This is a genomic window from Rhodococcus sp. GB-02 (genome assembly GCF_053470465.1).
Window position 1 is genome coordinate 42,950 of sequence record NZ_JBPUKE010000003.1, and the last position, 13,829, is coordinate 56,778.

Below are 13,829 nucleotides of genomic sequence, written 5' to 3' on the forward strand. Positions count from 1 at the left end.
AGATCATCACCTCTCGCGTACGAGTTCGAGAACGGTGATCTCCGGCGGTGCGCCGACGCGTACCGGCGGGCCCCAAGCCCCGGCGCCACGCGTTGTGTACAGCACTGTGTTTCCGACCTTGTCCAAGCCTTGCACCGACGGCTGCTGCAGCGGAACGAGATGCCTCAGCGGCCACATCTGACCGCCATGAGTGTGCCCGGACAGTTGCAGATCGATACCCATCTCGGAGGCCTCGATCGCTTGACGTGGTTCGTGCGCGAGAAGCAAGGCGAAAGTATTCGGATCGCGGTCTGCGACTGCGGCTGTCAGATTAGGCTCGTACGGGGCCGGCGACGTGTAGTCGTGGATGCCCACGATGTCGATGGTGTCGCCGCCATGCTGTATCGAGGCGCGACTGTTGCGAAGTGTCGTGATCCCCAAGGTTTCCCAGACGTCGAGCCACTTGCCACCGTCGTCGGCGTAGAACTCGTGGTTGCCGCTGACTCCGAAGATTCCGTCCGGCGCCTGAAGATCGGCGAGCGGAGCAAGATCGGGAGCAACTTTTGCGACGGTGCCGTCCACGAGATCGCCGCCGATCGCGATCAGATCGACATCCTGCGCGTTGACGATTTCGACCACCTTGCGGGTGAAGTCGACCCCGCGGGCAGGTCCCACGTGCAGGTCGGTGATCAAGGCGATCCGGTATCCTTCGAAGCCCTCAGGTAGGCGAGCGAGCGGCACGCGGACGCGGGAAATCTTGGGGCCCGACGCCTCGTAGACGCCGTAGCCGGCGGTGCCGATCGCCGCGAGAGTGACTGCCGCCGTGGCCAACTGCAACGTACGACGCTTGGCCGGGTCGACTTCGGTCGTGGTATCCGCCCGGCGTGCACGTAGTCGACTGATCCCGGCAAACAGTCCGATCACGAGCAATCCGGGAATCAGGTACAGCCACGAAGCCAGCCAGACCCATCCGAGAAATCCGATCGGTTGCGCCCAGGACGTCGGGAAGATTTCGCCGCTGCCGACCCCGATGAGCATCGAGACCGCCAAGACGACAAGCGCAGTGTCGGCGAGACGAGCCCATCGCCTCGGGATGCCGGTGGCGCGAACGAGTCTGCGGTGCAGGAACCAGGTCAGAAGGGCGAGAAGGACTGCAAAAACCGCGACGCGCCCCATCAGGACAGCATCTTGGTCACTGCGGCCGCGAGAGCGGGGTCGGACGTCGAATCGACGCGAACCAAGGTTCCGCCAGTCCGATCCGAGACGTCTTGGAGTGTGGAGACGTCGTCGCCCGCACCGACGACGATCACGTCGACCTGTACCGGACGCGACGGATTGCCCGCAGCGGCGATCGCGCTGAGCAGTTCGGCTCGCGTCGTGGTGGATTCGTCAGGTGTACTCGAGGTGATCAGCAGCACCGAGTTGACTCGTCCCGCGTCGAAACCGTCAACGGCGGCTTTGTACGAACTGGCAAGCGCCGGGTACTTGGAGGTCTTTCCGCCGGCTCGAAGTCCGTTGAGGAAATCGGTGATGGTGGCACGCCGATTCGGCTCGGACAGTGAACCGCCCGGAACCAGGATGCGCTCGGACGGTTTTCCGTCGGTGCCCGTGCTGAACTCGCGAAGGCCGATGTCCGAAGCGTCAGGGCTGCGACCCAATTGGGTGTTCACTGCCGCGGCAACATTCGCCAAGCGGGTAGTGCCACCGTCGTCGGTACCCATCGACGCCGACGTGTCCATCAGGATGGTGGCACTACGCGGAGAGACCGGATTGGCGACGATGTCACCGAGCGCAGCTGCGGTTTCGGCCGAAGCCGGTTTCAACGTGGACGAGATCTTGGCCGGAGACACCGCACCGAGATCAGGAAGATCTTGACCCTCGACCCGGAAACCGGCGCCGACGAACAACTGTGACTGATTCGGCTCACGCATGAAATCGGCAAACTGTGCTGCTGCGCGCGACGCGGTTTCGTCGATCCCGCTGCCCGAGACGATGACCGCCGGATAGTCCGCGACTGGCGTTGCGCCGGCGGGGGAGTACGTCGTCATGGCAGCGTTCGCGCTCTGCGCTATCGACTGTTCCGTGGCCGGAACGGCTTTCACCGAATCCGGTGTTCCGGCGCTCAGTGCCCCGAGGGCTTCGGCGGTGGACGTGGGGGGAGTCGGCAAGGATTGGAATTGCAGCGCCCGCGCACTGAGCGCAGCGTTGACCTGCGCGGACTTCGCCTGATCCGCCGTGACCGGACCGGCACCCGCATCGGCGACGTCGGCAGCGATTGCCTGTGCCGCCATCGAGGTTTCGGTACTTCCGACCGGCAGGGCAACCGTCAGATCCGAAGGCAACGACTTCCAACTCGATGTTGCGCCGGCCAATGCTGCCGCGGTCTCGGGACCGGCTGCCAGAACGATCGGGGAACTCGCGAGCGAGCGAGGATCACCGTTGATCACGGCCTTGCCCGACAGTGGCGCGAGTTCGAACGAACTCGTCGGGATCCACAGGGAGGGACGCGGTCCCAATGCTGCGTCGTCCCAGGGTGCCGCCGGACCGGCTTCGAGTGCCGTCGAGATCGACGCGGACGGCGCACCGTGCACCACGACGGCAATGCAGTGATCACGCACCACCGGCGAGGTCTGGGTGTACCGCTTCGCCAGTTCCTCGACCTGTGGGGCGATGGACGGATCCGCGGTGACGTCGAGTGTCTTGTTGCCCTCGACGCACGTACCGGCTGCCTGCTGTCCCTGATCGTCGATCCGGTTGCTGAGGGCCTTCCATCCGAAGAAGCCTGCCACGATCAAGACGATCAGCACGACGACGAGAATCGGCCCCTTGCTGATACCTCTGGCGCCTGACCCGCCGCGATGTTCGCCCACGTACCTTGCCCTACCTTGGTCACTCGAAGAATGTCTGTTGAACGGACTGTGTCCTCGTCCAGTCTAGTGACGAAACTTCGGGGCCTACGCGAACAGCCTCGGCACCGGGAGCGGTGCCGAGGCTGTTCGGGTTCAGCTTCGAGTTCGAAGAAGGGGAAATCAGGCGTTGGCAGCCTTGTACTCGCGGCGGCGGCGATGCAGGATCGGCTCCGTGTATCCGCTGGGCTGCTTCGCGCCTTCGAGGATGAGTTCCTTGGCAGCCTGGAACGCGATGTTGGAATCGAAATCAGGTGCCATGTTGCGGTACTCGGCGTCGCCCTCGTTCTGACGGTCGACAACCGGGGCCATGCGCTCGAGTGCACTGACAACGTCGCTCTCGCTGACGATGCCGTGACGCAGCCAGTTGGCGAGCAGCTGGCTCGAGATGCGCAGCGTGGCGCGATCCTCCATGAGCGCGACATCGTGGATGTCGGGAACCTTGGAGCAGCCGACGCCCGCGTCGATCCAGCGGACGACGTAACCGAGGATGGACTGGCAGTTGTTGTCGAGCTCTTCCTTCTTCTCCGCATCCGTCCAGTCGGTGCTGGGAGCGAGCGGGATGGTCAGGATGTCGTCGACGCTTGCGCGAGGCTTACCCTTCAGGCTGTCCTGAACAGCGAACACGTCGACGTGATGGTAGTGCGTCGCGTGCAGCGTTGCGCCGGTCGGCGACGGAACCCACGCGGTGTTGGCGCCGGCCTTGGGGTGGCCGATCTTCTGCTCGAGCATGTCCGCCATCAACTCGGTCATGGCCCACATGCCCTTGCCGATCTGCGCCTTGCCCTGCAGACCGCACGCCAGACCGGTGTCGACGTTCCAGTCCTCGTAGGCGCCGATCCACTTCTGCTTCTTCATCTCGGCCTTGCGCACCATCGCGCCGGCTTCCATGGACGTGTGGATCTCGTCGCCGGTGCGGTCGAGGAAGCCGGTGTTGATGAACACCACGCGGTCGCTGGCTTCCTTGATGCAGGCAGCGAGGTTGACCGTCGTACGACGCTCCTCGTCCATGATGCCGACCTTGAGGGTGTTCTCCGGAAGCCCGAGGACCTGCTCGACACGACCGAACAGTTCGGTGGTGAAGGCAACTTCCTCGGGACCGTGCTGCTTGGGCTTGACGATGTAGATCGAGCCGGTGCGGCTGTTGTCGAGCGGGCCGTTGGCGTCACTGATCGAGAGGCCGTGCACTGCACAGGCACTGGTGATCAAGGCGTCGAGGATGCCCTCGGGGACCTCGTTGCCGTCGGCGTCGAGGATCGCGGGGTTGGTCATGAGGTGACCGACGTTGCGGACGAACAGGAGCGAACGACCGTGCAGGCTGAGTTCGCTGCCGTCGACGGCGGTGTACTTACGGTCGCCGTTGAGCGTGCGGGTGAAGGACTTGGCGCCCTTCTTGATCTCCTCGGACAGGTCACCGCGATTGAGACCCAACCAGTTTCGGTAACCGACAACCTTGTCGTCGGCGTCGACAGCGGCGACCGAGTCCTCGAAGTCCATGATCGTGGTGACGGCGGATTCGAGAACGACGTCCTTGACGCCCGCAGCGTCGGTGCTGCCGATCGGGGACGAGGCGTCGATCTGAATCTCGGCATGCAGGCCGTTGTTGAGCAGCAGGATGCTCGTGGGTGCGTCCTTCTCTCCGAGGTAGCCGACGAACTTCTCCGGCTGGGCGAGCGTGGTGACAGTACCGTCTGCCAACGTGATCTTCAGTTCACTGCCGTCGACAACGTACTTGGTTGAATCTGCATGCGATCCTGACGCGAGAGGTGCTGCCGCATCGAGGAATTCACGTGCCCAGGCGATGACCTTGTCGCCGCGGACCTTGTTGTAGCCGGAACCCTTCTCGGCGCCGTTCTCCTCGGAGATGGCGTTGGTGCCGTACAGCGCGTCGTACAACGAACCCCAGCGGGCGTTGGACGCGTTGAGTGCGAAGCGCGCGTTGAGGATCGGCACGACCAACTGCGGGCCGGCCGTCGAGGTGATCTCAGTGTCGACGTTCGCTGTGGTGACCGAGAATTCGGCAGGCGTCGGCAGGAGGTAACCGATCTCCTGCAGGAACGCCTTGTATGCGGCGGCGTCGATGGGAGCGCCGGCATGATCGCGATGCCACTGATCGATCTGAGCCTGCAGATCGTCACGCTTGGCAAGCAAGTCGCGGTTCTTCGGTGCGAGCTCGGTGATGACCTTGTCGGCGCCGGCCCAGAACGTCTCGCCATCTACACCGGTGCCGGGAAGAGCCTCCTCGACCACGAAGTCGTAGAGAACCTTGGCAACCTGAAGACTGCCGACCTGAACGCGCTCAGTCATGAATAGCCTCACTTTTCCGAAAGCGGAGCACCACATATGGATGCCATGAACCAACATCAATGTTACCTGGGAGTATTCCCACCGCTGTCCGCGCCCTGAGCTGCGATAATCGGGCGCGAAGAGCTGAAACGATCAAGTGAAATTCGTTCTGTCTAGAGTTTGCGTGCGGAAATCTCGAAACCAGCCGCGCGTAGACGCTCGACCAGGACGTCGCCGAGCGCTGTCGCGGGTGTCAAAACGCCGGTGGCCGGGGGGAGATCCTTGTGGTCCTTCGCCAACGACAACGCAGATTCGCCGAGCATTACCGCCGTCGCGCTGTATCCCGGGTCGCCCTTCGCCTTCACTCGTGAGGTGTATCGAGCGCCGGTCGTGGTCGTGGTGAACACATCGAGCGTGAAGTGCCCCTTCTTCTGGGTGCTCTCGCTCGGACCTTCGCCGGGAGCCGGCAATACCTTGTCGAGAAGGAAGCGCGTCGGGGGAAGGGCGAGTCCGGCGACCAGCGCACCGAGGCCGACCGCCACTCCGCCCGCGATTACCGGTGACACCACCGAAGAACCGACACTCATCACCTCGCTGTACTTGAACTTCTTGCCGTACGCCCACTCTCGGAGCGCATTGCTGCGACGGACGACTCGTGTGTTGTACGACGCCATCACGAACGGTGCCTTCCACCCCTTCAGCGAAGGATCGATCTTCTTGCCGTCGACCACGCTCACGTCGCTCTGGCGTCCGAGTTCGGGCTCCCGATCACGATCGGGGCTCAGTGAGTACGGCGAGGCGGCGAGTTTCCGCAGGCGCGCATCGTCTTTCGACACGTCGATCTGGTTGCGAAGCGAATCGATCGTGCCACCGCTGACGCCGCCGCGCAGTGCCGTGACCACCAGGGTTGTGTCGGTGAGCTCGCCGGCGCCGTCGGCGGCGACCTTCTCGTGGAGGACGTGAACTCCGAGATCGGAAGGGATGGAATCGAATCCGCAGGAATGCACGATCTTTGCGCCGGTCGAGACCGCGAGCTCGTGATTGGCGTCGATGCTCTCGCGATGGAACAGCACCTCTCCGGTGAGATCAACGTAATGAGTTCCGGCGGAGGCGCATTCGTGAACAAGGGTGTGACCGTACTTGGCGTACGGGCCGACCGTGGTGGCGACGACCCGAGTTCGCTGCGCGAGCGCCTTCAATGCGGTGGCGTCGTCGGCGTCGGCGATGATCAGGGGGAGATCGGCAGCGGCGGTACCCAGATCGGCGCGAGTGGCTGCCAACTTCTCGAGGGAGCGGCCACCGAGGCCGATTTTCGTGCCTTCGGGAGCATGTTTGACGAGGTAGTCGGCGAGTAGCTTTCCGACGAAGCCGCTCGCTCCGTAGACGATGATGTCGAGTTCTCGGGCGGGCGAGGTTCCAGTCATGGAGCCAGCCTACAAACGCGCACTCGAAAGTGATGTGACCGAGGTCACTCAGCAGGGAGGGGTTCCTTGACGACGAGGATCGGAGCCTCCACTTCGAGCAGGAGACGCTGCAGCGGGCGTTCGAGGAGGAACTTGCCGATGGGGGACATCCGGCGTGTTCCGACGATCAGGAGATCGACACCCGCGCCGTGGACCAGGTTCACGAGCGCGGTCACCGGATCGCCGTCGTGCTCGGTGGTGCGCAGATCCCACTTCGTCTCCGAGAATCCACCGGCGTCGAGTGCCGACTGGATCTCGCCGCGAAGAGCGGCCCGATCATCCTCGGTGTTTCCGATGCTGACGGTGTCTCCGATGTTGACGTCGTCCAGGACGTGCAGAACCAGGAGTTCCTCGCTTCGACCCACGGATTCCCGTGCAGCGGCCACGATTGCGGCGCGGCCTTCCGGGCTGTCCTTGTGTACGACGGCGATCGGCATGGTTCCTCCGAGTCGGTGAGCAGGTTCGCAGTCCATTATCGCCTGCAATGCTGTGCCCTACCTGAAATGAGCTGCTCGACACGGGGGTTTGGCGGTGACGAAATCGCCACAACGGGGCGCGGGCGTGCCGCCCATCACGAAGGCGGCGTGCCGCCCATCACGAAGGCGGCGTGCCACCCATCACCACGGCGAAGGTTTGTAGTCCTTGAGGAAGCAGCCGTGTAGGTCGACGCCCAGTTCACCCTGAACGATGGGGTCGTAGACGCGGGCGGCACCGTCGACGAGGTCGAGTGGTGCGTGAAAACCTTCGTCGGCCAGACGCATCTTGGTGAAGTGCGGGCGTTCGTCGGTGATCCAGCCGGTGTCGACGGCGGTCATGAGGATGCCGTCGTCGAGCATTTCCTTGGAGCTGGTGCGGGTCAGCATGTTCAGTGCTGCCTTGGCCATGTTGGTGTGCGGGTGGCCGGGCCCCTTGTACGCGCGGCTGAACTGGCCCTCCATGGCGGAAACATTCACGACGTACTTGCGTCGTGCAGCGGCCGCGGCCATCGACGGACGCAAGCGCGAAACGAGGATGAAGGGCGCGACCGAGTTGCAGAGCTGGACTTCGAGAAGCTCGATCGGATCGACCTCTTCGACGGTCTGGACCCAGCTGTTGGTGTGCGCGAGGTCGGGCAGCAGCCCGCCCGCGTCGATGGCGATGCCCTGCTCGATGCGATCGGGCGACGCCGACTTGGCGACGAGAGCGAGCGAGCTGACCGCGTCGGCCGAGAGATTTCCGGAGGTGATACTCGCGACGTCCGACAGCGATCCGGCCAGCGCCGCGGGGTGAGCGTCGCTCGTCTTGCCGAAGGTCAGGACATCTGGCAGTTCACCGGCAGGTAGTGCACCGGACTCGGCGTCCACCAAAGCGCCGTAAGCACCGGGGGAGCGTCGAACTGTTTGTGCGGCGTTGTTGATGAGGATGTCGAGTGGACCCTGTGCGGCAACAGAATCCGCGAGTGCAACAACCTGGGCGGGGTCGCGGAGGTCGATGCCGACGATGCGAAGACGATGAATCCAGTCGTTGCTGTCTTCCATCGCCTTGAATCGGCGGATCGCATCGTTGGGGAATCGCGTCGTGATCGTCAGATGTGCACCGTCACGCAGCAGGCGCAACGCGATGTACATGCCGATCTTCGCGCGGCCGCCGGTGAGAAGTGCGCGTCGGCCGGTGAGATCAGTGCTCGCGTCACGTTTGCTGCGGCTGGTGGCAGCGCAATCGGGGCACAGTTGGTGGTAGAAGGCGTCGACTGCGGTGTAGCGCTGCTTGCAGATGTAGCACGGCCGCGCCTTGATGAGCGTGCCGGCGGAAGCGCCCGCGGTGTTCGACTTGATCGGAATGCCGGCGGTTTCGTCGTCGATGCGATCGGGTGAACCGGTCGCCGTCGCGGCGACTACTTGGCGGTCGGCTTCGTTGACGGCTGCGCGCGAAGCGAGGCGGCGCTTCTTCTTGAGTCGCTTGAACAGATGGCCGACAGCGCGCTGCATGGTGATCGAATCGGGATGCTCGTCGTCGAGTTCGGCGGCTTCGGAAAGGACCTTCAAGCAGATTTCGAGTTCTGCGGGGTCGAGTCCGGTGAGTTCGGCTCGCGCAGATTCTGAATCGGCTGTTTCCAGCGAATCTGCCTGCAGTGCATCCGACTTCTTGGTGTCTGTATCCACTTCGAACTTCTGTTCCATCTCGATCGCCGCTCGCGCGGACTGCTCCCTGGTTCGGGAACTTCGCCAATTACGAGAAAAGCTCCGGTTCGATGAACCGGAGCTTTTCCTGTCTGTCTCAACACAGAGTGTCCGAGGGGGGACTTGAACCCCCACGTCCGTTAATAGGACACTAGCACCTCAAGCTAGCGCGTCTGCCATTCCGCCACTCGGACTCGGCCCCGATTTCTCGGTGCTGGGAAAGAGTATCCGATGCCATCCCCAGGTCCCAAATCGCCCCATTACTGTGCACCTTTACTAACCGCCGGGGGTTAATAAAGGCGCACAGCAGAAAGACCCCAGCCTGATCAGGCTGGGGTCTTTCTGCTGTATTCGAGTGTCCGAGGGGGGACTTGAACCCCCACGTCCGTTAATAGGACACTAGCACCTCAAGCTAGCGCGTCTGCCATTCCGCCACTCGGACTCGGCCCCGATTTCTCGGTGCTGGGAAAGAGTATCCGATTAGGTGAGCTGCCCCAAATCGCCAGGTTGCGGGGCATTCCGGTCGCCCGCGTCGTTTGATTCGATGGTAGGAAAGTGGAATGACCACAACCCCGAATAATCCGAATCCGAGCAGAGCCGAAGCAGAAGTAGTCGAACTGGTCAGTTCCCTCATTCGCTTCGACACCTCGAACACGGGAGAACTCGAAACCACCAAGGGCGAGCGTGCGTGCGCGGAGTGGGTTGCCGCGCAGCTTCAAGAAGTCGGTTACGAGACGGAATACGTCGAGTCCGGCGCACCCGGACGCGGGAACGTTTTTGCTCGCTTGAAGGGAGCCGAGTCGGGTCGCGGTGCGCTGATGCTTCACGGTCACCTCGACGTCGTCCCGGCCGAGCCCGCCGACTGGAGCGTGCACCCCTTTGCCGGCACCGTCCAGGACGGTTACGTCTGGGGGCGCGGCGCCGTGGACATGAAGGACATGGTCGGGATGATCCTGGCCCTCGCCAGACAGTTCAAGGCGGAAGGCGTCGTACCGCCGCGTGATCTGGTGTTCGCCTTCGTGGCGGACGAGGAAGCGGGCGGAAAGTACGGCTGCCAGTGGCTGGTCGAGAACCGCCCGGATCTGTTCGAGGGAGTGACCGAAGCCGTCGGTGAGGTCGGCGGCTTCTCGCTGACGGTTCCGCGGCCTGACGGAACCGACCGCCGGCTCTACCTCGTGGAGACTGCGGAAAAAGGTCTCGGGTGGATGCGTCTGACCGCCAAGGGACGCGCCGGGCACGGCTCCTTCCTCCACGACGACAACGCGGTCGCGACACTCGCCGGCGCTGTCTCGAGGCTTGCTGCCCACCAGTTCCCGATCGTGATCTCGGATTCGGTTGCCGAGTTCCTCACCGCCGTCGGCGAGGAGACCGGATTGGACTTCGATCCGGGATCACCCGACATCGACGGGACCCTCGCGAAGCTGGGCACGATCGCCAACATCATCGGCGCGACGTTCCGTGACACCGCGAACCCGACGATGCTCAAGGCCGGATACAAGGCAAACGTCATTCCGCAGACGGCCGAGGCGGTCTTCGACTGCCGCGTGCTGCCGGGACGTCAGGCCGAATTCGAGCGCACGGTGGATCAACTGATCGGCCCCGACGTGACCCGCGAGTGGATCACCAAGCTGGATTCGTACGAGACGACGTTCGACGGCCATCTCGTCGACGCGATGAACGAGGCGATCCTCGCCCATGATCCGGAGGCTCGCACAGTTCCGTACATGCTCTCCGGCGGAACCGATGCGAAGGCATTCGCGAAACTGGGCATTCGCTGCTTCGGCTTCGCACCGTTGCAGTTGCCGCCCGAGCTCGATTTCAGTGCGCTGTTCCACGGCGTCGACGAGCGGGTTCCGGTGGACGCACTACTGTTCGGGACACGTGTTCTGGAACATTTCCTGCTCAATTCCTGACGAGCACGTGGATAGATCCGTGAGCTCGACGCACATCGAGCTCTCTTGTCACAGAAAGGATTCGCATGGCGCACGATCCGTACGAACCATTGCCGAAGTTGCCGAGTTTCGAGTTGACCAGTGACGACATCACTGCGGGCCAGCCGCTGAAGCTTGCTCAGGCCAGTGGAGCCTTCGGTGTCCCCGGTGGCGAAGACATCTCACCGCAGCTCTCGTGGTCGGGCTTTCCGGCCGAGACGAAGAGCTTCGTCGTGACAGTGTTCGATCCGGACGCACCGACTGCGTCGGGGTTCTGGCACTGGGCCGTGGCGAACATCCCCGCTTCCGTCACCGAACTCCCCGCTGGTGCCGGCGCGGCGGACAGCGATGTCCTGCCCGCGGGAACCGTCACCCTCCGCCACGACGGCGGCGGATTCGGTTTCATCGGGGCAGGCCCGCCTCCCGGACACGGTCCGCATCGCTACATCGTCGCGGTTCATGCCCTCGACGTGGAGACGCTCGACGGAGTCACCCCTGACTCGTCGCCGGCGTTCCTCGGTTTCAACGTGTTCCATCACGCGATTGCGCGTGCAACCCTGACCGGGACGTTCGAGGTCGAATAATCACCCCGCTGTTCGCCTTTGTTAACCGCGGGCGGTTAACAAAGGCGAACAGCAGTTTCTAACGAGGGTTCTCAGCTCCGACTGCCTGGGCAATTGACGAGAAGCCCGCTGCGCGCACGCGCTTGGCAATGCCTTTGTGGATGCTGCGGGCCCAGAAGGGTCCGCCGTAGATGAAGCCGGTGTATCCCTGCACCAGCGTCGCGCCGGCGAGGATGCGCTCCCACGCCTGATCGGCTGTCTCGATACCGCCGACCGAGATGATGGTCATCTTGTCGCCGACTCGGGCGTACAGCCGCCGAAGTACCTCGAGCGAGCGCTCCGCAACCGGTGCGCCGGACAGCCCGCCCGCGCCGAGTGCAGCAACCTCGGCGTCCGGGGTCTTCAATCCGTCGCGGCGGATCGTGGTGTTGGTCGCGACGATTCCGGCAAGTCCTAGTTCGACTGCCAGATCGGCGACAGCGTCGACGTCCTCGTCGGAGAGATCGGGAGCGATCTTCACCAGTACCGGCACGCTGACGGTGTCGAGCACGGCCTGCAGGATCGGGCGCAGTGATTCGACGGCCTGCAGATCACGGAGTCCAGGTGTGTTCGGCGAGCTGACATTCACGACCATGAAGTCGGCCAGCGGACCCAGAAGCTGCGCGCTGGCGGTGTAGTCGGCAGCGGCGTCGGCGGCTTCGACGATCTTGGTCTTGCCGATGTTCGCGCCGATCGGCACCGTGACGCGGCGCTGCCGCAGGAAGTTGGCTGCATGACCGGCGCCGTGATTGTTGAAGCCCATCCGGTTGATCAGAGCGTGGTCGGCCGGAAGCCGGAACAGACGCGGCGCGGGGTTACCGGGCTGAGCCTGGGCCGTCACGGTTCCGACCTCGGCGAAACCAAAGCCCAACGGGCCCCAGGCGTCGACTCCGGTGGCGTCCTTGTCGAACCCGGCCGCCAGGCCGAGAGGTGCCGGGAACGTCAGACCGAACGCCTGACTGCGCAATACCGGGTCGTCGACTACAAGAACTTTCGAGACCAGCCAGCGAAGGGGGGCGAACCGTGTCACCAGTTTCATCGCGGTGAAGGCAATGTGGTGGATGCGTTCCGGTGGTACACGGAACATCAGGCTCAGCAGCAGTTGGTACACGATTCTCCAGCTCTTCGGTGGTGTGATGTTGTCAGCGGCTTCGACGGCGGCGGATCTTGTTCGTATCTCGAACGATCAGTGCTGAATGCCGTCCGGATCGGTCACGTGCAGCGGCGTCTTCTTGCGCTTGAGTAGCACACGTCGGCTGCCGTCGGGGTAGAGACGAACGCGGGAGAGTTCCCACCCGCCGAACTCGGCGGAGATCGCCAGCCGCATCGACGCCGTGACCCGCGAAACGTTCGGCGGTAGCCGGAGTGGCACGTAGTCGAACTTGTCGTCCGACGTTTCCCACGGCGCGGGGATCCCGCGCGCACGCTTTTCCATCAGTTCTCCCGTGACGGGATGACCTGCAGCCCGTCACCGGTAGCCGATCCGACGATCAGATTGCCGTTGGAAGAGTCTACGGCCAACGAATTCGGCTGTCGCACCGTCTTGAACCGTCCGGTCTCCACAGGGATGCCGGACGACAGGTCGAAGCCGACTACCTCGTTGGTCGCGGTCAGCGTGACCCACACGCGATCCGCGGTTTCGTCGTAGGCAACGGCGTACGGTGACTCGCCGACGGGGTAGCGCTGGTGCATCAGGAGCGGATCGGCAGTGAAGACGAGCAGTTCGTTGCCGGTGGTGTCGGTGACCAGAATGCGTCCGAAGCGATCGGTGGCCAGATGAGTTGCGCCCTCACCGGCACGGAGAGCGACGCCGAGTTTGCCGTCTTCGAGATTGATCGCCGTCAGCGAGGTCTGACGGTGATCGAGGGCGCTCAAGTTGTCGCCGGTGACCGCAAGTTCGTCGACGGATGCGAATCCCGAAACCTTCTGTGACTGATCGGTCTTCGGGTCGACGATGTGAACTGAACCATTGTCTGTGCCGATCGCGATGCGGCCGTCGGTGAGTTCGACCGCGGAGTTCGCCTGGCCGTCGACCGGGATGGTCGTCTGTTCGCCTGAGGCCAGATTCAGCTTCACTACCTGGCGATCCATCGACAGCAGCGCGTTGCCGTCAGCGGCGATCGAAACGTCGCGTACGTCGGAATCCAGGGCTGTCGGACGACCTGCAGAGGCGGGGTCGGCGCCGGCCAAGCTGTCCGCAGGAACGACCAGCACCGAGCGTGGGTTGTTGGCAACCACCACAGCGCTGCGCGTGATCGGGTCGAATGTGATGGAATCGATCAGACCTGAATACGGGTGAACCACGCCGTCCGGGGTGCTGGTGGTGGCCGGCGAGACCGCGGCCGTAGCGGGATCGATCGTGATGAGGTCATCTCCGCCATCTCCGGAAGAACATCCTGTGACCAGCAGAACCGCCGCCCCCATTGCTGCTGCAGTGGTGCGGATCCCTAGGCGAGCCATGTGTAGTTCCTCGTTTTCTTGTCATCTGTTCTTCACGCAGTGC

The 13,829-nt window shown here is 63.5% G+C and carries 11 protein-coding genes and 2 tRNA genes; 2 read left to right on the plus strand and 11 right to left on the minus strand.

The window, feature by feature from the left end; all coding sequences use genetic code 11:
* Positions 1-6: 6 nt before the first annotated feature.
* The 8 genes from ACSW29_RS20740 to ACSW29_RS20775 all read right to left on the minus strand — a co-directional run bounded on the left by ACSW29_RS20740 (position 7) and on the right by ACSW29_RS20775 (position 9,235).
* Complete coding sequence (locus ACSW29_RS20740) at positions 7-1,155, minus strand: metallophosphoesterase (RefSeq protein ID WP_448278192.1); 1,149 nt, start codon at positions 1,153-1,155, stop codon at positions 7-9.
* A complete protein-coding gene (locus ACSW29_RS20745) occupies positions 1,155-2,849 on the minus strand; it encodes a VWA domain-containing protein (protein ID WP_448278193.1) in 1,695 nt (564 codons plus the stop codon). Before ACSW29_RS20745 ends, ACSW29_RS20740 begins: the two co-directional genes overlap by 1 nt.
* A 159-nt stretch (positions 2,850-3,008) precedes the next feature.
* Entirely contained in the window at positions 3,009-5,192 is a 2,184-nt protein-coding gene (locus tag ACSW29_RS20750; RefSeq protein ID WP_448278194.1) for a malate synthase G, read from the minus strand.
* A 152-nt stretch (positions 5,193-5,344) separates the two neighbouring features.
* Positions 5,345-6,595 (minus strand): saccharopine dehydrogenase family protein, encoded by a 1,251-nt coding sequence (locus ACSW29_RS20755; protein WP_317829068.1) that lies wholly within the window; start codon positions 6,593-6,595, stop codon positions 5,345-5,347.
* Between the two features lie 44 nt (positions 6,596-6,639).
* Entirely contained in the window at positions 6,640-7,071 is a 432-nt protein-coding gene (locus tag ACSW29_RS20760; protein WP_448278195.1) for a universal stress protein, read from the minus strand.
* A gap of 180 nt (positions 7,072-7,251) precedes the next feature.
* Positions 7,252-8,793: an SDR family NAD(P)-dependent oxidoreductase gene (locus tag ACSW29_RS20765; RefSeq protein ID WP_074447104.1), complete on the minus strand. Its 1,542-nt coding sequence runs from the start codon at positions 8,791-8,793 to the stop codon at positions 7,252-7,254.
* Positions 8,794-8,901: 108 nt separating this feature from the next.
* A tRNA-Leu gene (locus ACSW29_RS20770) sits at positions 8,902-8,987 on the minus strand.
* 162 nt (positions 8,988-9,149) lie between these two features.
* Positions 9,150-9,235 (minus strand) — tRNA-Leu (locus ACSW29_RS20775).
* 118 nt (positions 9,236-9,353) lie between these two features.
* On the opposite strand from ACSW29_RS20775, the gene ACSW29_RS20780 reads away from it, so the two are divergent.
* The gene (locus ACSW29_RS20780) at positions 9,354-10,706 is read left to right on the plus strand and encodes a M20/M25/M40 family metallo-hydrolase (RefSeq protein WP_347872799.1); all 1,353 of its coding nucleotides are present in this window, start codon (positions 9,354-9,356) and stop codon (positions 10,704-10,706) included.
* Positions 10,707-10,771: 65 nt separating this feature from the next.
* Positions 10,772-11,308, plus strand: a complete 537-nt coding sequence (locus ACSW29_RS20785; RefSeq protein ID WP_007733394.1) for a YbhB/YbcL family Raf kinase inhibitor-like protein — start codon at positions 10,772-10,774, stop codon at positions 11,306-11,308.
* 58 nt (positions 11,309-11,366) lie between these two features.
* On the opposite strand, the gene ACSW29_RS20790 is transcribed toward ACSW29_RS20785, so the two are convergent.
* The 3 genes from ACSW29_RS20790 to ACSW29_RS20800 all read right to left on the minus strand — a co-directional run bounded on the left by ACSW29_RS20790 (position 11,367) and on the right by ACSW29_RS20800 (position 13,786).
* The gene (locus tag ACSW29_RS20790; protein ID WP_230815693.1) at positions 11,367-12,437 is read right to left on the minus strand and encodes a quinone-dependent dihydroorotate dehydrogenase; all 1,071 of its coding nucleotides are present in this window, start codon (positions 12,435-12,437) and stop codon (positions 11,367-11,369) included.
* 75 nt (positions 12,438-12,512) lie between these two features.
* Positions 12,513-12,761, minus strand: a complete 249-nt coding sequence (locus tag ACSW29_RS20795; protein ID WP_230815692.1) for a DUF5703 family protein — start codon at positions 12,759-12,761, stop codon at positions 12,513-12,515.
* Positions 12,761-13,786, minus strand: a complete 1,026-nt coding sequence (locus ACSW29_RS20800; protein ID WP_448278196.1) for a hypothetical protein — start codon at positions 13,784-13,786, stop codon at positions 12,761-12,763. Before ACSW29_RS20800 ends, ACSW29_RS20795 begins: the two co-directional genes overlap by 1 nt.
* Between the last annotated feature and the right edge of the window lie 43 nt (positions 13,787-13,829).

Bases quoted from the DNA above. Each gene is read 5' to 3' on its own strand.
- ACSW29_RS20795 (WP_230815692.1), bottom strand. From the start codon at position 12,761: ATGGAAAAGCGTGCGCGCGGGATCCCCGCGCCGTGGGAAACGTCGGAC.
- ACSW29_RS20740 (WP_448278192.1), bottom strand. From the start codon at position 1,155: ATGGGGCGCGTCGCGGTTTTTGCAGTCCTTCTCGCCCTTCTGACCTGG.
- ACSW29_RS20780 (WP_347872799.1), top strand. From the start codon at position 9,354: ATGACCACAACCCCGAATAATCCGAATCCGAGCAGAGCCGAAGCAGAA.
- ACSW29_RS20785 (WP_007733394.1), top strand. From the start codon at position 10,772: ATGGCGCACGATCCGTACGAACCATTGCCGAAGTTGCCGAGTTTCGAG.
- ACSW29_RS20760 (WP_448278195.1), bottom strand. From the start codon at position 7,071: ATGCCGATCGCCGTCGTACACAAGGACAGCCCGGAAGGCCGCGCCGCA.
- ACSW29_RS20755 (WP_317829068.1), bottom strand. From the start codon at position 6,595: ATGACTGGAACCTCGCCCGCCCGAGAACTCGACATCATCGTCTACGGA.
- ACSW29_RS20765 (WP_074447104.1), bottom strand. From the start codon at position 8,793: ATGGAACAGAAGTTCGAAGTGGATACAGACACCAAGAAGTCGGATGCA.
- ACSW29_RS20750 (WP_448278194.1), bottom strand. From the start codon at position 5,192: ATGACTGAGCGCGTTCAGGTCGGCAGTCTTCAGGTTGCCAAGGTTCTC.
- ACSW29_RS20800 (WP_448278196.1), bottom strand. From the start codon at position 13,786: ATGGCTCGCCTAGGGATCCGCACCACTGCAGCAGCAATGGGGGCGGCG.